Genomic DNA, 20,838 nt, shown 5'->3' with positions numbered 1-20,838 from the left:
ACCAGAAGCGCTTTACTCCTCCAGTACGACGGCGCACGAGCGCGCGGCGACATGCACGCACTGCCCGGGCTCGATATCGAGCAATGCGGTTGTCAGCACCTCGAAGGTGGTCTCGCCCACGCGTACGAATGCCGACGCGTCGTGTCCCTTGAACACGAGGCTCGCGACGGTGGCGGGCACGCCTTCGCCACCCCCGGGCGCAATGCGGATCGATTCGGGGCGCAGCGACAGCCGCACGTGGCCGCTTGCGGGCCGGTCGAGGCTCACGCGCCCGAGCGGCGTTTCGGCAATCGCCCCGTTCGCGACGCCATCGAGGAGATTTGTCGAACCGAGAAAGCCCGCGACGAAGGCGTTAGCCGGGCGAAAATAAAGATCCTTCGGCAGGCCCGTCTGTTCGACGCGCCCCTGGCGGAGCACGGTGATGCGGTCGGCGAAGGACAACGCTTCCTCGCGGTCGTGGGTGACGAACAGAATGCCGAGGCCGCTCGCCTTCAGGATGTCGCGGATCTCGCGCCGGGTCGTCTCGCGCAAGGAGGCGTCGAGATTGGAAAACGGCTCGTCGAGAAGGATGGTGCGCGGGCCCGCCGCGAAGGTCCGCGCGAGCGCAACGCGCTGCTGCTGTCCGCCCGACAATTCGTCGGGAAAGCGGTTTTCGAGGCCATCGAGGCGAACCATGCGCAGGAGGGGCGCGGTCCCTGCGGCCCGACGGGTATCGTTCGCATATTTCAGCGCGAATGCCACGTTTTGCGCTGCGGTCAGATGCGGAAACAACGCATAGTCCTGGAAGACGATGCCGATGCCGCGCGCTTCGGGCTTGAGCGTGTCGATGCGGCGCTGCCCCAGATGAACGGAACCTTCGTCCGCCGTCTCGAAACCGGCGACGATGCGAAGAAGCGTGGACTTGCCGCAGCCGGACGGCCCGATCAGAGCATGGATCTCGCCTTCGCGAAGGTCGAGCGAAACGTCCTTGAGCGCCGTCATATCGCCGAAGCGCTTCGTAACACCCACGATGCGAAGGAAGGGGCGGTCGGTGTTCGTGGGATGTGTCACGGGTGATTTCTTTCGGAACGGAGCATCAGCGCAACGGAGACCGCGGAAAAGGCGATCATGAGCGCGGCATAGGGCGCGGCCTCGTAGAGCATGCCCTCATGCGTGCGGCTGAAAACGTTCATCGCCATGGTAGTGAAGCCGGAGGGTGCGAGAAGAAGCGTGATCGGCAGTTCTTTCGCCACCACGATAAAGACGAAGATCGCGCCGGCCAGCACGCTTCGCGAGAGCGCCGGGAGCGTGACGTGGCGAAAGGCGGCGGGCGCGGAATAGCCGAAAGAACGCGCGCTTTCCTCGACGCGCGGGCCGATTTGCAGGAGGCGGACGCGCACGGGGCCGACGGCGAGCGCGGCGGTGTGCAGCGCGAGCGCAATTATAAGGACCGCGAGCGTCTGGTAGAAGACCGGCACGACGGCGAGCGTGAAGAAAACCGTTGCGAGCGCAAAGGGAAGCGCGGGCACGGCATAGCCGAAATACGTCATGCGCTCGATGCCGTAGGTCAGCCGCGAGGGCCAGCGCGTTGCGACAAGCGCCACCGGCACCGCGATGGCGACGGCGAGCGCGGCGGCCGGAAGGGCCACCGAAAGCGTACCGAGCACCGTGGCGGGCACCTTGGTCCAGTCCACATCGGCGGGGGCGCGCGAGAGCCAGAAGGCGATGACGAGCGCCGGAACGCCGAGCGAGACGAGGTGAACCAGACCTGCGAAGCCGACCGCAAGCCACCGCCATCGCCCCAGCAGCAAGACGGGCGGATTCCGGCGCGTTCCGGTGCCGGTCCGGGCGAGGCGACGCTGCCGGTTCAAGGCACCTTCAAGCACGAGAAAGGCTGCGGCGATCGCAAGCAGCATCAGCGCGAGCCAGGCGGCATAATTCACCTCGAACGCATTGGCGTACTGGCTGAAGATCGCGGACGAGAGCACGTCGTAGCGCATCAGGGCAATCGCGCCATAATCGCCGAGCGTATAGAGCGCAACGACGAGCCAGGCCGACAGGAGGGCGGGTCGCAGGTGCGGCAGCGTCACCGACAGGAAAGCCGCGCGCGGCGAACGGCCCAGGCTGCGAGCCGTTTCCTCAAGCGCCGGATCGAGGCCGAGAAGCGCCTCGCGGACGTTCAGGAAGACGTAAGGGAAGGTGTAGAGCGAGAGCGCCAGCGCCGCGCCGAACAACCCCTCCGGGCGCGCAAGGCGCAGGCCGAAGAACGCGTTGAGCGGTCCGTAATAGCCGGACAGCCCGATCAGCGCGTAGGCCATCACGTAGCCCGGAATGGCAAGCGGCAGCGTGGCGAGGATGGTGATCGCCCGCTTCGCCGGGATGTCCGTGCGCGTGACGAGAAGCGCGAGCGGCAACGCTATCGCCGTCGCGAGAACGAGCACCGAGCCGACGAGGGCGAGCGTATTGAGCGTGACCTCCAGCGTGAAGGGCCTGAGCACGATCGCGGCAAGTTCGGTACGCTCCGTCGCGCCGGCCCTGACGACGAGATAGACAAGCGGAATGAACATCATGCCGCCCGCCAAGATGGCGGGCAGCATGAGAAAAAGAGGTGGCTTTCGCCCGGGCGCGCCGCGACGGCCGAAAACCCTGATCCATGGTGCCGGACGCCCGGCGAAGGCTTGCTGCCGCGCGGTCATCTCGCCTGATCGCGGGTGTTGCGCGTCCCGTTTGCCGTTTCCGTCCGGAGTTTCATTGTTACAAGAGGCCGAGTTCGGTCAGGAGCTTCTTGGTGGCGCTGACGTCGCCGAGCTTTTCCAGCGGAACGTTGGGCGCGTAATCCTTCGGCGATGCGAGAGAGCCGGTCAGTGTCGGGTTCGGGATGACGCCCTTGATGACCGGATACTCGCCGACGGCGCTCGCGAAATGCTGCTGCACGGCGGGGCTCAGGAAGAACTCCAGAAGCTTTGCAGCGTTCTCCTTGTTCTTGCTCGTCTCGACGATACCCGCGCCGGACACGAACAGGAGATTGCCGATGTCGCCCTTGTCGAAGAATGTCTGCGCCACCGGAACCTTCGCATCGCGCGCCACGAAACGTGTGAGGTAATAGGAGTTGACGAGGCCCGCATCGATCTCGCCATCGGCGACGGCCTGCACGATGGCGACATTGTTGGCGTAGGTCTTCGCGCCGTTATCGACGAGCCCCTTGACGAAAGCCTTCGCCTTTTCCTCGCCTTCCTGAACGCGCAGCGCCGTCAGGAACGCCTGAAAGCTTGCGTTCTTGGGCGAATAGCCGACCTTGCCCTTCCACTCCGGCTTCGTCAGGTCGAACACGGATTTCGGCAGCTGGTCGGCTTTGACGCGCTCCTTCGAGTAGACGAGCGTGCGGGCGCGGCCGGACGTGGCGAGCCATTTCGGATCGTTGCTGCGGAACTCAGGCAGCGCGGTTTCCGACAGCACCTTCGGCGCGTCGGCGAAAAGCGTGCGGTTTTCGATCAGCGCGCCTGCATCCTGCGCGAGGAATACATCGGCGGGCGATTTCGCGCCTTCTTCCTTCAGAAGCGCGGACAGCTCCGCGGTTGAGCCGTAACGCGCCTTGACCTTGATTCCCGTCTGCTCCTCGAAAATCCTGAAGACGGGACCGGCAAAGCTTTCGCCGCGACCGGAATACACCGTCAGTTCCTGCGCCTTGGCAGCGAATCCTGAAATAATCGTCGCGATTGAAAGCGCGCCGGCAAAAATAGTTTTTCTCATGGTGGCTTCCCGTGTCCTTTTCTGCGTGTAGCCTCGCATTTAAGGCAAACTCGCCGAAACGGCAAGTCTTCCAAATTACTGGATAATATAGAAATACAATAATTCTAAATTGATACCCGCTAACTATCGCTGATTCTGACTTCGGTATATACTGAGACCGTCGCCTGACGCATCGCGAGATACTTCAGTTTTTTGTCAAATTAGGCGGAAATGTGTCGATTCTGGTGCATTCATAAGACATCCAGATTCCTGGCGGCTCTCGCTTTCAAAGCGTCAAGCGTTCCGGCTTGCAGTACGGGGAAAGGCGATAGAGCCGCCAGCGCCGGGATCGAGTCGCAATCCGCTCCCTCGCGCCGTGTTGTCGGGCGCGCAACGAACCGAGTATCCCGAGGCGTAACCCGGTTATGGCGCTTGGTGCGATTTTGTCGGATGTGGCTGGGTGCGCGAAAGCCCGTCGCACGAGGCGAAAGATGGAGGCCACGCCCGGAATCGAACCGGGGTGCGCGGATTTGCAGTCCGATGCGTCACCACTCCGCCACGTGGCCTCTGCCTGACTTGGTAGCATGATCGTCGGCGCATGAAAAGTGTCCATGCAATGCGTTTTCGTGCCTCTGTTCACGTGCGCCATTTTTTGTTACCCATCGCAGCGCAAGGAACTTTCGGGGCACGGCAGACGATGAATTTTGCAACGGCGCGGCTTCACATGGTCGAATCGCAAATCAGGCCCAATGGGGTGCGCGACCCTCTCATACTGGATGCGTTCGCCTCGCTGCCGCGCGAGCTGTTCGTTCCCGAGAATCGGCAACAGCTCGCCTATATCGACGAGGGTTTGCTCGCCGTTGAAGCCCAGGGCGATGAACCCGCGCGCTATCTTCTGCAGCCGATGGTGCTCGCAAGGCTCCTTGAGGCGGTGGAGCCTTCCCGCGAAGACCACGTGCTCGACGTCGGCGGGGCCACGGGCTACAGCGCGGCGATCCTCTCGCGCATCGCTGCCAAGGTCGACGCGCTCGAAACGTCGGCTGCGCTGGCCGATGCCATGAAGAAACGCCTTTCCCTTCTGGGTGCAAGCAACGTCGGCGTTCACGCGGGTGCGCTCGAAAAAGGTGTGCCCTCGCAAAAGCCGTTCAGCCTCATCGTCGTCAATGGTGCGGTGGCGGAGGAGCCGAAGGCCCTGTTCGACCAGCTTGCCGATGGCGGACGGCTCGTCGCGATTATGCGCCGGGGCTGGCTCGGCCGCGCGTGGCTTTATGAGAAAAGCGGCGACGTCGTCTCCGGGCGCCCGCTCTTCGACGCGTCGGCAGACTACCTTCCGGGCTTCGAACCACAGCCGCAATTCACGTTCTAGGGTGCCCCCGGAAGCGGGAGCGGTTCTTTCAGAATTAGAGCGCGCCTTTGATGGAATCAGAAGGCGGCGGTGCCGCGTTTTCGGCCGCGAACGCTTTTTCCCGGAATCGGAAGGCGCTATGAGAATCAGAAGGCGCTGTGAGTTTTGGCAAAACTGGCGCCTTCCATGCAGTTCATTTCGAAACCAGACTGCGTATTGGGAATCAACCTGGATTGCGGGTTGGTAATCAGGCATCAAGCCCTTAACGAATCGTTCCGATATTCCGCGCAATTGTAAGGATACGTCGCAAGATCTTCGCAGAGCGTAACGTATTGTCACAGAATTATCGTCGCTGCGGCAACTTAGCAACGGGCCCACGCAAAAACCTCCGAAAAGCACTGGTGACGAGCCGATTTTACTTTTGCTTATGCCTTCTCATGGATAGCTTTCCGCAGGCACATGCTCTGTGCCGCGTTGACGATGTGGTGCATGCGTTGGTGCGGGTTCGAACAACGGAAGCAGTCCATGCCGTTAAGAAGTTTTTCCTCCCGTTTCGTCAGAGCTTCCAGGACGCTTTGCTCGGCCTTGGCCTTGAGCATTGCTCTGGGAGGTTCTGTCAGCGCCGAGAGCCTTAAGGAAGCGTTGACCGCCGCTTATCTATATAACCCGACGCTGAAGGCGGCGAGGGCGCAACTGCGTGCGACGGACAACCAGGTCGCGCGCGCCAAATCGGGGTACAGGCCTCGCGTCAGCGCCACGCTTCAGGCAGGCCGCGCCGATACGCGCACGCGGTATCAAAGCAGTGGCTTCGGTGCGGACCAAAATATTGCTTTGTGCGCCACGGATTGCACCGATGGGAAAGTGAACGGCAGCATTCCAATCAGTGTGTTCGATAGCTCGCAGGCTTCGAACGGCCTCTACAATCCCCGCACGGCGCAGATCGCCGTGCAGCAGAACGTGTTCGACGGTTTTCGTACCTACAACAACGTCAAGGGCGCCGAGGCTTCCGTAGAGGCGGGCCGCGAGGATGTGCGCAATTCCGAGCAGACGATGCTTCTGAACGCGGCAACCGCCTATATGGACGTGGTGCGCGATCAGGCAATCGTGAACCTTCGCCAGAACAATGTCCGAGTCCTGGCCGAACAGTTGCGCGCGACCGAGGACCGCTTCAAGGTGGGCGAGGTGACGCGCACGGACGTGGCGCAGGCCCAGTCTGGTCTCGCCCAGTCGCAAGCGGATCTGTCCATCGCTCAGGGCACGCTTTACGGCGACCAGGCCCGATTCGCGCAGTATATCGGCCATCCGCCGGGAACGCTGCGCGATCCGGGTCCGGCGACCAATCTGCTTCCCAAGACGCTCGACGAGGCGATCGCTGTCGCGCAGTCCGAGAACCCGCTCATTCTCTCCGCCCTCTTTCGCGAGCGCGCGCAGCAGCATCAGGTCAAGCAGGTGAAGGGCGAACTCCTGCCCCAGCTTACCGTCGAGGCGAGCTATACGAAGGGCGCGCAGACGCAGAGTCCGCTGATCAACCAGTATGACGATGCGCGCATCGTCGGCAGTCTCAACATTCCGATCTACGAGGGCGGCGAGGTTTCGGCCCGTATCCGCGCCGAGATCGAGACGCTGTCCCAGCGTCGCCAGCAGATCGACGAAGCACGCGAAATCGCTCGCCAGCAGGTCAGTTCGGCCTGGGGTCTTCTGATCGCCGCGAAAGGCAACGTCGCCGCCGGTGAGGCGGCGGTCGAGGCGACAAGAATCGCGCTTCAGGGCGTGCGCGAAGAAGAGCGCGTCGGCCAGCGCACGCTGCTCGACGTGCTGAATTCGGAGCAGCAGAACCTGAATGCGCAGGTCAATCTCGTGTCCTACCGCCGCGACCTCGTCGTGGCGTCGTACTCGGTGCTTTCGGGCATGGGACGCCTCACGGCCTCCGATATCTCGCTTCAGGCGGAACTTTACGATCCAACCCGCTATTACGCCCAGGTCAAGGATGCGTGGTATGGCTGGGGTGCGTCAGTTGAAAGTCAGGAAGATCCGCGCGTCGTTCCCGTCGAGGATCCGGGGCTTCTTCCGGGGCAGGATTCGGCCGATGGTCCTGCTTATACCCAAAAACTGCCGCAAATCCCGTGAAACCGGTGGCGAAGCCTTTCCGATGACACTAGCCTGATGCGGCTGGTTTCCAGCGGTGATTCAGGCATAGGTGAAACGTGCCCGCTCAAAGGCGGGCGCGCTCGTACAGGGTGATTGGCATGAACCGCGCAGATCAGGCTCCCGAACCGTCGATGGAGGAGATTCTCGCCTCCATCCGCTCGATTATCTCTGAGGACGGCAAACCGTCTGCAACCGAGAGCGGGCGTCCCACATCAGCCGGATCTCCCGTCAGGCCCGTCGAAGACGACGTTCTCGACCTCACCGAGGAACTTGTGTTTCCGGTGGAGCGGGCAGCGCCTTCGGTTTCGGCCGGGACTGAGCCAAATCACCGGCCAGCGCAGAAGGCGGAACCCGTTGCGCAAGCACCCGTTGCCGCGCGGGAAGAGCGCCCGGCGGTTCATCCCGTGAGCGCGCAGGCGATGTCGCCAATGGAGCGCGTTGCCGCGCATCTCGAAACGCCGCGGGCCGAGACGACCGGCGCGGAGCCATATCGTCGCGAAACACCCGGTTCGGGGGGCGATTCGCATGACGTTCAGCCGCGTCCGGTGCAGGCGCCTCCGCGCTCGATCTGGTCGCGGCGGGAGCTGCCTGGCGCGCCCGCCGCAACCCCCATCCCGGCCGCACCCGTCACACCGCGCACGGCCTCCGACGCCACCGCGCCGAGGCCGCAGAAGCGATGGGCCGAAGACATTCACATGCCCATTCCCGCCGCAGGTCCGGTGCCGCTCATTCCGCAGGATATCCAGCCGCGCGCGGAGGAAACTCCGAAGACCCAGGCCGCTGCCGCGCCGGAGCCGGAGGCGAATGCCGCCACCGGGCCGGAAGATTCGGCAATGGCCGTCCTCGCCGAGCGGTTGGCACGCGACGCCGTCGAGGCGATGGACGCCGAGGAACTCGCGCAGGCCGGCGAGGTCGATTTCGAGACGCTTGCGGACGACCGGAAGGCCGAGGTGACCGAAAGCTTCGCCAGCGCCATGGAGCGCCAGAGCGCTGGCAAGACCGTGCAGCCCCTTCCGAGCCTGCTCGACGAAGTCTTGCGCCACGATTTCCGCCACGACGTGAACGACGAAGAGGATCAGGAGGCAGAGGGCCGCGAAGCTGCCGCTTTCGAGCCTATGACCGCGCAGGAAGCGCCGTTGAAGACCGAAGATGCAGCGCCCGATGCTTCGGCAGAGGCTGCCGACCCCGTGCAGTCGGAGGATGCCGAGACCGAGATCGCGCAGGCTGTGTCTCCCGAAACGGAGCATTTCCGCGAGATCGGGGAGGCACGGTCCGAGGATCTGCCGTCGGAGGAGGCACAGGCCGACGAAGCTGGCGCGCCCGATGACCGCAGCGTCGGACAAGAGCATTTTCACCAGGCGCATTTCGAACAGGAGCCGGAGCACCATTTCGACGCCCCGGTTCAGCGTGGTCCTCGCCCCGATTTTGCACCTTGGCTACTGGCTTCCACCTCGTTTGACAGTGAGCCCGCGTCCGAAGCGGCTGCGTCCGAACCGGAGCCGGAACCCGTCGTTGAAGAGGCGGAGCCGCCGCTCGCGCAGGCCCGCTTCATCGGCGCGGAGCAGCCGTCGCCGTCTTATCCATCGCAAGCGCTACCCGCGCAACAAGCGCACGTGCAGGCGCCCGCGCCGTCTCCGGCTGCCGCGGTTCCGCCGACCGCAACGGGACCGCTCGAAGCCGCCGTTCGTGAGATGCTGCGTCCGATGCTGGTGCAGTGGCTCAACGAGAACATGCCGCGCATCCTCGAAAGCGCCATCCGCGACGAGATCGCGGCACGCGGTGTTTTCCCGAAAGCGGACGATCAGGTATAGGCGAGCGCTGGCTCGCCTTCGCTCGCATCCTCGCGGCTTTCGACTCGCGATGCACAAGGCAACCCGGCGCGGCCCGCTTTAGCGGTTGCCGCGCGCTTGCCGTTTTTCTACATCTACCGGACCTTCAAGCTCATAAAATCAGGCGCTCACGCCAATGTTGGAAAAAACTTACGATCACGCCGCCATCGAACCGCGCATGTCCAAAGCCTGGGAGGACGCAGAAGCCTTCCGCGCCGGGAAAGCGCTCGAAGTCAATCCGAAGGCGGAGCCGTATTCGATCGTAATTCCGCCGCCGAACGTGACGGGCTCCTTGCATATGGGCCACGCGCTGAACAACACGCTTCAGGACGTGCTCGCGCGGTTCTACCGCATGCGCGGCCGCGACGTGCTCTGGCAGCCCGGCACCGACCATGCGGGCATCGCGACGCAAAGCCTTGTCGAGCGCCAGCTGATGGAGAAGCAGGAGCCGTCGCGCCGCGACCTCGGGCGCGAGGAATTCCTGCGCCGCGTCTGGGCGTGGAAGGAGCATTCCGGCGGCACCATCGTCAACCAATTGAAGCGGCTCGGCGCGTCGTGCGACTGGTCGCGCGAGCGCTTCACCATGGACGAAGGGCTGTCGCGCGCCGTCGTCAAGGTGTTCGTCGACCTCTACAACGACGGCCTGATCCGCAAGGACAAGCGGCTCGTCAACTGGGACCCGAAGCTGCAAACCGCGATCTCGGATCTTGAGGTGATATCGGTCGAGAAAAAGGGCAATTTTACGTGGTCCGAAAAGACGGCGGAGGAAAAGCCCTTCGATGCGGTCGCCTTCGCCAAGGTCATCGACCGCGATCCGAGCGGCCATCTCTACTATTTCAAATATCCGATCAAGGACGCGGAGAAGCTCGACCGCAAGTTCGTCGTCGTCGCCACCACGCGCCCCGAAACGATGCTGGGCGATATGGCCGTCGCGGTGAACCCCGAGGACGAGCGTTGGAAGCCTTATATCGGCAAGACGGTGATCCTGCCGCTGGTGGGCCGCGAAATCCCCATCGTCGCCGATGAGCACGCCGACCCGGAACAGGGGTCCGGCGCGGTGAAGATCACGCCCGCGCACGACACCGACGACTTCGAGGTGTGGAAGCGGCACCGCGCTGAGATCAAGGCCGCCACCGGGATGGACGAGCCGATCAACCTCTTGCGCCCTGATGGGACATTGAAGACGTCAGTTTTCGATGATTTTTCATGGGGGCATCGCGCTCCGGATCCGAACAATCCCAATGTCATACATTCAGACGATGATGGATTGGTTGGCCCATCGGCGGTGTATTCCATTCCGGAGGCGTATCGGGGGCTCGACCGCTTCGAGGCGCGCAAACGCGTCGTCGCCGATCTCGTGGCGCTGGGCCTCGTCGAGAAGATCGAGCCGCATCTGATGAAGGTGCCTTATGGCGACCGCTCGAATGTCGTCATCGAGCCGTACCTGACCGACCAGTGGTACGTCGACGCGAAGACGCTGGCGCAGCCCGCGCTCGCCGCCGTGCGCGAAGGCAGGACGCGCTTCGTGCCGGAGAACTGGCGCACCGTCTACTTCCAGTGGCTCGAAAACATCCAGCCGTGGTGCATCTCGCGCCAGCTCTGGTGGGGGCATCAGATCCCGGCATGGTATGGGCCTGACGGCCATATCTTCGTTGCGCATGACGAGGCGGAGGCGCAGGCGCTTGCCCGCGAACACTACGGCAAGGCCGCGACGCTTGCGCGCGATGAAGACGTGCTCGACACGTGGTTCTCGTCCGGCTTGTGGCCGTTCTCGACGCTCGGCTGGCCCGACGAGACGCCGGAACTCAAGCGCTACTACCCGACATCGGTGCTCGTCACCGGCTTCGACATCATCTTCTTCTGGGTCGCCCGCATGATGATGCTGGGGCTGCACTTCGAGAAGGAGGTGCCGTTCCGCGACGTCTACATTCACGCGCTCGTCCGCGACGAAAAAGGCGCGAAGATGTCGAAGTCGAAGGGCAATGTCGTCGATCCGCTCTCCGTCATGGACAATTACGGCGCCGACGCGCTGCGCTTCACCATGGCGGCGATGGCGGCGCAGGGCCGCGACGTGAAGCTCTCCATGCAGCGCATCGAGGGCTATCGCAACTTCGCGACGAAGCTCTGGAACGCGGCGCGCTTCTGCGAGATGAACGGCTGCGTGCGGAAGGAGGGCTTCGACCCCGCCGCCGCGAAGCTCACGCTCAACCGCTGGATCTATGCCGAGGCGCAGGCGACCGCCGCCGCCGTCACCGAAGCCATCGAGGCGTACCGCTTCAACGACGCGGCAGGCGCGGTCTACCGCTTCGTGTGGAACCGCTTCTGCGACTGGTATCTCGAATTCGCCAAGCCCGTGTTCATGGGCGAGGATGAAGCCGCCAAGGCCGAGACACAAGCCACCGCTGCGTGGGCGCTGGACGAAATCCTGAAGCTGCTCCATCCGTTCATGCCCTTCGTCACCGAGGAGCTTTGGACGGTGACGGGCGAAGATGGCCCCGCGCGCACGTCGCTGCTGGCGCTCGCCCCGTGGCCGACCCCCGCGCGCGACACGGACGCCGCAGCGCTCGCGGAGATCGACTGGGTGATCGACCTCATCAGCGAAATCCGCTCGCTGCGCTCTGAAATGAACGTGCCGCCCGCAACGCTCCTGCCGCTCACGCTCACCGGCGCGACGGACGACACGAAGGCGCGCGCGGCCCGCTATGAGGCTTTCCTGAAGCGCATGGCGCGGCTGTCGGACATCGGCTTCGCGGATGTGCCGCCGCAAGGCTCCGCGCAGTTCGTGCTGGGCGAGGCGACGATGGCGCTGGCGCTGGCGGGCGTGATCGACATCGCGGCCGAGCGCGAGCGGCTGAAGAAGGAAATCGGCAAGCACGAATCCGAGATCACCAAGATCGACGCGCGCTTCGCGAACGAGCAGTTCGTGGCGAAAGCGGCTGAAGAAGTTCTGGAGGATAACCGCGAGCGCCGCGCCGAGGCGGTAGCCGCTGCCGAACGCCTGAAAGCCGCGCTTCAACGGCTTGCCAACGTCGCCTGACGGCGAAGCGGCGGCCAGCTTCGCGATGGGCGACGCTTGTTGCCCGTGGCGAAGCCGCGCCTCCCGGCCCGACGCCGCGATATTTTCTTTCGTGCGCGCGGCGCCATGCGTATTGGTTCATTTCGAGTCGCGCGTGGCCGCGCAGAAAGATTTCGCCAGCCGCAGCTTCTGGAACGCGAACGGTTCCTGCGGGCATTGCGTTTGAGTCGATGCGCCATTGCGGTTTAGTCATGGATGGTGACCGCCGAACCCTGTTTCGCGCGTTTTCGGTGGCTTAAGTTTATCCGCGAAGAAAAAGCTGACTAAACGAGATGCGACATTCGCATTTTTATCGCTGTTAAGTCGCCGCCCATAGGTGTATGGGGTGCCGCGCCATTCGCCTGAATGGGATCGGGGTAGCGCGTCGTCAGCAGACGGCGCAATCGAACAGATTTCGCGGGAGCCGCCCGGCACAAAGCCGCCTGGAAACGAGATTTCCGGGCGAGTGTTCGCGCGGTCGGAAACCAATGCAGAAGAAACCTTTCTACAAGATACTCTACGTCCAGGTTCTGATCGCCGTCGCCATCGGCATTTTGCTTGGTTACTTCTTCCCCAATCTCGGCGCTGCGATGAAGCCTTTCGGCGAAGGGTTCATCAAACTCGTCAAGATGATCATCGCGCCGGTGATCTTCTGCACCGTGGTGGTCGGCATCGCGGCCATGGGCGATGTGAAGCGCGTCGGCCGCGTCGGCGGCAAGGCGCTGATCTATTTCGAGGTGGTGTCCACCTTCGCGCTCGTCGTGGGCCTTATCGTGGCGCGTACCCTCCAGCCGGGGGCGGGCTTCAATATTGACCCCGCCACTCTCGACACGAACGCCGTTTCAAAGATCACCAGCAACGCCGCGCACACCTCGATGGTGGATTTCATCATCCACATCATCCCGGAAACCGTCTTCAGCGCGCTGACGAGCGGCGAGATCCTTCAGGTGCTGTTCGTGGCGATCCTGACCGGCATCGCGATCAGCGCGCTCGGCAAGGAAGGCGAACCGGTTCTGGAAGCGGTGCGCTACGGTGAAAAGGTCGTCTTCCGCATGGTCGGCATCATCATGCGGTTCGCGCCCATCGGCGCATTCGGCGCCATGGCCTTCACGGTCGGCGCCTATGGCGTCAAGTCGATCGGCAATCTTCTTTTCCTGATCTTCACGTTCTACCTCACGGCCTTCCTGTTCGTTTCGATCGTGCTCGGGATCATCGCGAAGCTCGTCGGCTTCAACATCTTCAAGCTGCTTCGCTACATCCGCGAGGAACTGCTGATCGTGCTCGGCACGTCGTCGTCGGAAAGCGCTCTGCCGCTCCTTATGAAGAAGCTTGAGGCGGCGGGTGCGGGGCGGCCTGTCGTCTCGCTTGTCGTGCCGACCGGCTATTCGTTCAACCTCGACGGCACCAACATCTACATGACGCTCGCGACGCTGTTCATCGCGCAGGCGACGAACACGCATATCACGCTGTCCCACGAGCTTCTGATCCTCGGCGTTGCGATGCTCACCTCGAAGGGGGCGGCGGCGGTAACGGGCGGCGGCTTCATCACGCTTGCGGCCACCTTGCAGGCCGTGCCGGAGATACCGGTGGCCGGTGTGGCGCTGCTCCTCGGTATCGATCGGTTCATGTCCGAATGCCGCGCGTTGACGAATTTCATCGGCAACGCGGTGGCGACACTCGTCGTCGCGCGATGGGAAGGTCAGCTCGACATGGAGAAGCTTCACGCCGCCCTCGACCGTCACGGCGCTCCGGTGGAGCCGTCTGCCACACCGCACGGATCAGGTGCGTAACGTCATGCGCGGGCGGGTGGCATGACAGGCCGCCCGCCATGCGAGGCGCACACAGGGGTCGGCGGCAGTTATGCCTCTGTTTTTCCTGCAAAGTTTTTGCTGCATCGGCTCCGCCTTCGGTTCCCGCGAACCCTCGCCTTGTCTCGAAACCTTGCTCGTGCCTTGCCATCGCCCAAGTTCGGCTGTTGTTTTCAGCAACCCTTAACCATCCGACATCAAGGGAGCGGCCTTCCGGGCGCGCTCCGCTGAGGGGGATTTTCGGAAATGCACACAGTTCGTTATCGGTCTCTCTGTCTTGCGCTCATCGGCGCCGCGATCTCAGGACCGCTTGGCGCCAACGCCGCCGACATGTATCGCGCGCCGGCACCCACCACATACGCACCGCCACCGCCGGTCGTTCAGCCCAATACCTGGGCGGGCTTCTATGTCGGCGTCAACGGCGGCTACGCCTGGGGAGCGGGTGACGATTCGATCAACCTTCCTTCAGGCGAGAAGGGCGCGCGCGGCGACGTCGATGGCGGGTTCGGCGGCGGTCAGATCGGCTACAATTTCCAGAGCGGAAATTTCGTCTACGGTCTGGAAACCGACATTCAGGCCGGGCGACTGAACGGTAAATCCAGCGGCTCCGACGGGAGCGGCGCATATACGAGCCGCGAAAGCACCGACTGGTTCGGAACGTTGCGCGGACGCCTCGGCTATGCCTTCGGCAACACGCTGCTCTTCGGTACGGGCGGCTTCGCCTACGGCGGCGCAAACCAGAAGCTCGACTACGCGGGCGTCCTGTTCGACAACAACGATACGCGCACCGGCTGGACCGCTGGTGGCGGCATCGAATACAAGGTTTCGCAGAACTGGTCGCTGAAGGGCGAATATCAGTATGTCGACTTCGGCAAGGAGGATCTGTCCAGCGCCGCCGGCAATACGATCGAAGGGCCGGAAACGTCGTTCCATACCGCCAAGATCGGCCTCAACTATCGGCTCGGCGGCAGTTCGAGCTACGAGCCCTTGAAGTAAAACTTCGCCTGCAAGGCAAACGGCGGCGAGCGCCGCCGTTTGCCTATCTCGTTGGCACGCGTGCGTCTTCGCGCTCCTGACAAGGAGAGCGATACCGCCTCACCCGATAGCCGAAAACCGCCTCTTTACGCGCTCGGCGGCGCTGTCCACAATGGCGTCGACGGCTGACGCCTGTTCCGCATCGCGAATGGCCTGCGTGAGCGAGCGCTGGCCGGGCAAGCGCTGCGCCTTCACCACTTCTTCAAGCTGCGAACGGTCGAGCCGCCCGAGAAAGGCGCGTGCCTCTTGTTCGCGCCCGCCCATGACCGCCGCCTCGATGTGGCATTCCAAGGGGTCGAACGTTACGCCGTCGAGCATGGAAGGGCCGTCCGGCGTGGTTCTGGGGGGCGGAGCGGGAGGAGACCACGCCGACCGCGGAGGCGTGGCGCGAGACGGCGGCGCGGGCGGGCTCCAGGACGACGGGGCAGGGGGTGCCCACGGCGGCGGCGGCGACTGAGGTGCGCTGCGCGACGGCGCGAACCGGCGGGCGATGCTTTCCGCGTTGGATACGACCGCTGCGCGGTCGAGAATGCCGTGAAGCGAAGCTTCGACCTTCCGGGCGAAAGTCGGGTTCGCTTCGGCTTCCTTTGCGATGGTATCGAACAGCACGCGCAGCTTCAGGATCAGGGCATTCGTCTGCACTTCGGTCATGCGGCGGCCTCGCGCTCATAACGCAGAATAATCGAATCGACCGTTTCGCCGCAGAGCGCGCGCACGACGCTCGCAGCCGAACCGTACTTCTCGTCGAGGGAAAGCGGCTCGCCGCGATACTCGAACGCTTCGGCGATGCTGTCGTCCTCAGGGATCGCGGTGCGCATCACCGGATGCGCGGCGGCCACGTTGCCGTAATGCAGGCGCTGGAAATTGCCGTCGCGCCAGAAATTCACGAGGCCGATATAGCGGCGCTTCTCCTTCGGAACGGACAACACGGTGCGAAGATCGTTGCCTTCTTCGATCACGGTCGAAATCCGGTCGATGGCGTAGCTCGACACGAAGTCCGGACGAAACGGCACGATGACCTTGTGTGCAATCCGGAGCGCCGCCCGCGCGGAGAACGAGAGGCCGGGCGGGCAGTCGAAGATCACGACATCGAACGCGTCGGCGAACTCTTCGAGCATGGCGCCGAACCGAGAGACGATGCCCTGTTCGGCGGCGTGCAGATCTTGCCCGGCGCGCGCGCGGTTGTGCAGCAGCTCATTTTCCACGTCTTCGAGATCGAGCGAGCCGCAAAGAACCGAAAGTTGCCCGACCGGCGCTTCGATGTCGCCGACGTCGTGCAAAATGAACTCGTCCGGCACAAGACGCGGCCTGTCGTAGCGCTCATTGACGAAGTCGGCGATGGTTTTACGGTCGCGCCGTGCCCAATCCCATTTCTCGCCGCCGGTCAGGATGATCGACGAATTGCACTGCGTGTCGAGATCCACCACCAGCACGCGCTGCTCGCCCGTCGCGGCGAAGCCGTGCGCGAGCATGGTTGTGATCGTCGACTTGCCCACGCCGCCCTTGCGGTTGGCGACCGTCAGTATGATGCCCATCGCGCCCTCTCTTTACGAGACACCTCCGGCGCGCATACGCGATTCGATCAGCCGAGACGTGTCGTTAAGGTTCGCGCGAGCCAAGTGTACACAACTTAGGCCCGCGGGTGCGCTTTGGAGTAAGCCTGAAAGAGGCGGTCGCGGTCAACAGCCGTGTAACCCTGGGTAGTCGAAAGGCTGGAATGCCCCAACAATTCCTGGATCACGCGCAGGTCCGCGCCACGGCTCAGGAGGTGCGTTGCGAAGGAATGCCGCAGCGCGTGCGGGGTCGCGGTCGCGGGCAGGGCGAGGTTTGTGCGCAATCGCGCGAGCAGAAGCTGCACGATGCGCGGATTGAGCCGCCCGCCCTTCACGCCGACGAACAGCGGCCCTTGCGGCTCCAGATTATGCGGGCACTGCTCGATATAATCGGCGATGGCGGTCTGCGCGACGGGAAGCACCGGCGCGAGGCGTTCGCGTCCGCCCTTGCCCTTGATGCGAAGGACGTCGCGCGGTCCAAGCGGCGCATCCTTGCGGTTGAGGGCGAGCGCCTCGGAAATGCGAAGGCCCGAGCCGTACAGGAGAAGAAGCACCGCCTGATTGCGCGCGCCCGTCCATGGATGCGCGGAAAGCTCACCGTCGAGCGCCGCTTCGTCGACAACCTCCTTCGCCTTCGCCTCGGTGACGGGCTTCGGCAGGCGCGGCGGCAGCTTCGGCAGGGCGACGGCGAGGATGGCGCGGTTTTGCAGCGCTCCGGTGCGTTCGAGCAGGCGGAAGAACGAGCGCAGCGCCGAAAGCGTGCGCGAGAGCGAGCGGCTTTGCGCGCCGTCGTCGCGCCGGTCGGCGAGGAAGCCGCGGAAGTCGTGAGGTGTCAGCGCGTTCAGCCGCGCGAGCGTGACCGGTCTTGCGTCCTTCCCGGCGAGATGGGTGAGGAATTGTCGCGCGTCTCGCTCGTAGGCTTCGAGCGTGTTGTCGGCGTAACGGCGCGCATCGCGAAGATATGAGAGCCATCCGGCCACCGCGTCGCGAACATCGGGCGCCGCGAATGTTTCGGGGCCATAATCGTCATCGCGGTGCTGATCGTCGGGCACGAAAACGCCCTCTCCCTCGGCGGGAGAGGGCTGAAGCGCGGAGCGCTCCTCGTAACACGCCTCAGACGGTCCGCAGGTCGTCATCGTTGAGGATCGTCTGGCCCGTCTTCGCCCAGTCGGAGACGAAGGTCGCGAGACCCTTCTCGGTGAGCGGATGATTGACGAGCTGTTTCATGATGGAGGGCGGAATGGTGGAAACGTCGGCGCCCGCAAGCGCCGCTTCCGTCACGTGACGCGGACTGCGCAGCGAGGCGGCGAGGATTTCCGTGCCGAAATCCGGGTAGTTGTCGTAGATCTGGCGAATATCGCGGATCAGGCCCAGGCCGTCTTCACCGATGTCGTCGAGGCGGCCAACGAACGGCGACACAAAGCTCGCACCCGCTTTCGCGGCGAGCAGCGCCTGATTGGCCGAGAAGCACAACGTCACGTTCACCATCGTGCCTTCATTCGCGAGCGTGCGGCACGCCTTGAGGCCGTCCCAGGTGAGCGGCACCTTCACGGTGACATTTTCAGCGATGCGCGCGAGCTTGCGGCCTTCGGCGATCATCGTCTCGGCATCGGTGGACGAAACTTCCGCGCTGACGGGACCGGACACGATGGCGCAGATTTCGCGGATCGTTTCAAGGAAGTTGCGGCCTGTCTTGGCGATGAGCGACGGGTTCGTCGTCACGCCGTCGAGCAGTCCCTTTTCGGCGAGATCGCGGATTTCGGCTACATCGGCCGTATCGACGAAGAATTTCATGGATGCCTCCTGTTGGCGAAGGCGCGCTTAAGGCAAGTGCGCAACCTAGCCGGTTCGTGGTTTAGATTCTGTTAATTGCCTTGTTACCCGCGCTTAACGCCCGACGGCAAGGAATAAGGACGGCTGAAGCTCCAGCCGGGGGCCGGAAGGCGGCGGAACCATCGCCCCTTTTAATACCATCTGATTTGATCGATATTCTATGCATATCCGATCGGCGCGCCTCCAGGCGGTTAGCCACATTAGCGGCGCCATGTTGCAAACGCGCGATACTCTCCGAAATATACGACACAACGGCGAGAAATCGGAGGTTGCGTGTCGCAAACATCGAGGAGCGGCGGTCGAATTCTGGCGGATCAGCTTCGCCTGCACGGCGCGCGGATGATTTTCGGTGTACCCGGTGAAAGCTATCTCGCGGTGCTGGACGCGCTTTACGATCACGAGCGCGACATGCCGTATATCGTGTGTCGGCAGGAAGGCGGCGCGGCGATGATGGCCGAAGCCTATGGCAAGCTCACGGGCGAGCCGGGCATCTGCATGGTCACACGCGGGCCGGGAGCAACGAACGCGAGTGCCGGGCTTCACGTGGCGCGGCAGGACTCGACGCCGATGATCCTGATCGTAGGGCAGGTCGGCCGCTCCATGCGCGACCGCGAGGCTTTTCAGGAGATCGATTACCGCCGCATGTTCGGCGAGGTGTCGAAGTGGGTGGCGGAGATCGAGGAGGCGGCTCGCATCCCGGAATATGTGGCGCGCGCGTTCGCCACCGCGACAAGCGGGCGCCCGGGGCCGGTCGTATTGGCGGTGCCCGAGGATGTGCTGCGCGAGCGGGTCTCCGTGGCCGACGCCGTGCCTTACAGCCGTGTGGAGGCGTCGCCAGGCCCCGCGCAAATGACGGAGTTTCGCAAGCGGCTCGCTGCCTGTGAGCGCCCGCTGATGATCGTCGGCGGCGGAGGCTGGGACAAGGATGTCGCGCTCAAGGTGAAGGCGTTCGCGGAAAGCACGGGGCTGCCCGTGGCCTCATCGCTGCGCCGCCAGAGCTATCTCGACAACACGAGCCCGTGTTACGTGGGGGATCTCGGCATGTCGCTCAACCCGGCGCTGAAACGGCGCATCGCCGACAGCGACCTCATCATCGCGTTCGGCCCGCGCCTCGGCGAAATGCCGAGCCAGGGCTACACGCTGTTCGACATCCCGAAACCGAAGCAGCCTTTCATCCACATCCACGCGGGTGCGGAAGAGCTGGGCCGCGTCTATCAGGCCGACCTCGCCATCAACGCCGGACCCCATGCCTTCGCGGATGCACTGGAAGACATGAAGCCGCTCGACGGCTCTGCATGGACCGCGTGGCGCGAGGCTGCGCGCGCGGATTATGAAGCGTGGGTCGCGCCGGAGAAGACGCCGGGCGCCCTCCAGCTGGCCGAAGTGGTGGCCTGGCTGCGCGAGACGCTTCCGGGCAACGCGGTCATCGCGAACGGCGCGGGCAACTTTGCCGCCTGGGTGCATCGCTTCTACACTTACCGCGAGTGCGGCACCGGCCTCGCCCCGACTTCCGGCTCGATGGGCTACGGCGTGCCCGCGGGCGTCGCGGCGAAGCTCGTGCATCCGGGCCGCACGGTCGTCACGTTTGCGGGCGACGGCGATTTCCTCATGACGGGGCAGGAGTTCGCCACCGCCGTGCAATATGGCGCGGCCGTGATTGTCATCGTCGTGAACAACGGCATGTATGGAACCATCCGCATGCATCAGGAGCGGCATTATCCGGGACGCGTGTCTGGAACGTCGCTCAGGAATCCCGACTTTGCCGCCTATGCGCGCGCGTTCGGCGGTCATGGCGCGGTGGTCGAGCGCACGGAAGATTTTCCCGCCGCCTTCGAGATGGCGCGCGCGTCGGGCCTTCCCTCGATCCTCGAATTGCGCATCGATCCCGACGCGATCAGCCCCGGCCGAACGCTGGCCGAAATCCGTACGGCGGCGCAGCAAAAAGCATTACCACAGAGGGAAGTTGATGCCGACCGACAAGGAAAAGATGCTCGCGGGTGAACTCTATGACCCCACAGATCCTGAACTCGACGCCGAACGGCGAGCTGCGGCGCAATGGATGCAACGCTATAACGCGGCCATGGCGGCAAGCTCCACCGAGCTTCATGCAATGCTCGCCGAGAGGTTTTCTTTCGTCGGCGAAGGCGCGTTCATTCGGCCGCCGTTCTTCTGCGATTACGGCACGAACATCAGCCTCGGTGCGGGGGCGTTCGTGAACTTCAATTGCGTCATCCTCGACGTGGCGCGCGTCTCGATCGGCGAGCGCACGCTCATCGGACCTAACGTTCAGCTTCTCGCCGCCGACCATCCTCGCGATGCCGCAACGCGCGCGAGCGGACTGGAACGCGGCCTTCCTGTGCGGATCGGCCGCGATGTGTGGATCGGAGGGGGCGCGATCGTCCTGCCGGGCGTTACCATCGGCGACGGTGCGGTGATCGGGGCGGGCAGCGTCGTTACACGCGATGTGGCGGAGGGTGCAACCGTCGTCGGAAATCCGGCGCGGGCACGATGAAAATTCGGCGCT

At 63.8% G+C, this 20,838-nt stretch carries 15 protein-coding genes and 1 tRNA gene; 8 read left to right on the top strand and 8 right to left on the bottom strand.

Translation table 11 applies throughout. The annotated features are described in order from the left end of the window. Positions 1-12 precede the first annotated feature (12 nt). The 4 genes from EK416_RS07190 to EK416_RS07175 form a co-directional block, all read right to left on the bottom strand. A complete protein-coding gene (locus tag EK416_RS07190; protein ID WP_245433977.1) occupies positions 13-1,050 on the bottom strand; it encodes an ABC transporter ATP-binding protein in 1,038 nt (345 codons plus the stop codon). Continuing rightward, positions 1,047-2,549: an ABC transporter permease gene (locus tag EK416_RS07185; protein ID WP_245433976.1), complete on the bottom strand. Its 1,503-nt coding sequence runs from the start codon at positions 2,547-2,549 to the stop codon at positions 1,047-1,049. Before EK416_RS07185 ends, EK416_RS07190 begins: the two co-directional genes overlap by 4 nt. A gap of 184 nt (positions 2,550-2,733) precedes the next feature. After that, positions 2,734-3,729: an iron ABC transporter substrate-binding protein gene (locus EK416_RS07180; protein ID WP_127076824.1), complete on the bottom strand. Its 996-nt coding sequence runs from the start codon at positions 3,727-3,729 to the stop codon at positions 2,734-2,736. Positions 3,730-4,200: 471 nt separating this feature from the next. Next, positions 4,201-4,274: transfer RNA gene (locus EK416_RS07175), tRNA-Cys, on the bottom strand. Between the two features lie 131 nt (positions 4,275-4,405). Between EK416_RS07175 and EK416_RS07170 the strand changes: the two genes are divergently transcribed. The 6 genes from EK416_RS07170 (at position 4,406) to EK416_RS07145 (ending at position 14,889) form a co-directional block, all read left to right on the top strand. Next, the gene (locus tag EK416_RS07170; RefSeq protein WP_210210983.1) at positions 4,406-5,074 is read left to right on the top strand and encodes a protein-L-isoaspartate O-methyltransferase family protein; all 669 of its coding nucleotides are present in this window, start codon (positions 4,406-4,408) and stop codon (positions 5,072-5,074) included. Positions 5,075-5,512: 438 nt separating this feature from the next. Next, a complete protein-coding gene (locus EK416_RS07165; RefSeq protein WP_127076822.1) occupies positions 5,513-7,180 on the top strand; it encodes a TolC family outer membrane protein in 1,668 nt (555 codons plus the stop codon). Positions 7,181-7,299: 119 nt separating this feature from the next. Beyond that, positions 7,300-9,012 carry a DUF2497 domain-containing protein gene (locus EK416_RS07160; protein WP_127076821.1) on the top strand — a complete coding sequence of 571 codons (1,713 nt, stop codon included), beginning with the start codon at positions 7,300-7,302 and terminating at the stop codon, positions 9,010-9,012. 154 nt (positions 9,013-9,166) lie between these two features. Continuing rightward, positions 9,167-12,067, top strand: coding sequence for a valine--tRNA ligase (locus EK416_RS07155; protein ID WP_127076820.1), 2,901 nt, complete (start codon positions 9,167-9,169; stop codon positions 12,065-12,067). A gap of 506 nt (positions 12,068-12,573) precedes the next feature. Beyond that, complete coding sequence (locus EK416_RS07150) at positions 12,574-13,875, top strand: dicarboxylate/amino acid:cation symporter (RefSeq protein WP_127076819.1); 1,302 nt, start codon at positions 12,574-12,576, stop codon at positions 13,873-13,875. 264 nt (positions 13,876-14,139) lie between these two features. Then, positions 14,140-14,889 (top strand): outer membrane protein, encoded by a 750-nt coding sequence (locus tag EK416_RS07145; RefSeq protein WP_127076818.1) that lies wholly within the window; start codon positions 14,140-14,142, stop codon positions 14,887-14,889. 99 nt (positions 14,890-14,988) lie between these two features. Here EK416_RS07145 and EK416_RS17695 read toward each other — a convergent pair whose 3' ends face one another. The 4 genes from EK416_RS17695 to fsa all read right to left on the bottom strand — a co-directional run bounded on the left by EK416_RS17695 (position 14,989) and on the right by fsa (position 18,275). Continuing rightward, positions 14,989-15,579 carry a hypothetical protein gene (locus tag EK416_RS17695; RefSeq protein WP_164729904.1) on the bottom strand — a complete coding sequence of 197 codons (591 nt, stop codon included), beginning with the start codon at positions 15,577-15,579 and terminating at the stop codon, positions 14,989-14,991. Beyond that, a complete protein-coding gene (locus EK416_RS07130) occupies positions 15,576-16,463 on the bottom strand; it encodes a ParA family protein (RefSeq protein WP_127076815.1) in 888 nt (295 codons plus the stop codon). Before EK416_RS07130 ends, EK416_RS17695 begins: the two co-directional genes overlap by 4 nt. A gap of 95 nt (positions 16,464-16,558) precedes the next feature. Beyond that, positions 16,559-17,617, bottom strand: a complete 1,059-nt coding sequence (locus tag EK416_RS07125) for a tyrosine recombinase XerC (protein ID WP_181952125.1) — start codon at positions 17,615-17,617, stop codon at positions 16,559-16,561. Beyond that, on the bottom strand, positions 17,595-18,275 hold the full coding sequence (fsa, locus tag EK416_RS07120) for a fructose-6-phosphate aldolase (protein ID WP_127076814.1): 681 nt from the start codon (positions 18,273-18,275) through the stop codon (positions 17,595-17,597). Before fsa ends, EK416_RS07125 begins: the two co-directional genes overlap by 23 nt. 312 nt (positions 18,276-18,587) lie before the next feature. Here fsa and EK416_RS07115 point away from each other — a divergent pair, with 312 nt between their 5' ends. Then, positions 18,588-20,315: a thiamine pyrophosphate-binding protein gene (locus EK416_RS07115; RefSeq protein ID WP_127076813.1), complete on the top strand. Its 1,728-nt coding sequence runs from the start codon at positions 18,588-18,590 to the stop codon at positions 20,313-20,315. Continuing rightward, positions 20,278-20,826 (top strand): sugar O-acetyltransferase, encoded by a 549-nt coding sequence (locus tag EK416_RS07110; protein WP_210210982.1) that lies wholly within the window; start codon positions 20,278-20,280, stop codon positions 20,824-20,826. The genes EK416_RS07115 and EK416_RS07110 overlap by 38 nt, the downstream gene beginning before the upstream one ends. Positions 20,827-20,838 lie beyond the last annotated feature (12 nt).

The organism is Rhodomicrobium lacus, assembly GCF_003992725.1.
GTDB lineage: Bacteria > Pseudomonadota > Alphaproteobacteria > Rhizobiales > Rhodomicrobiaceae > Rhodomicrobium > Rhodomicrobium lacus.
This window is presented reverse-complemented; position numbering and strand designations above follow the sequence as displayed.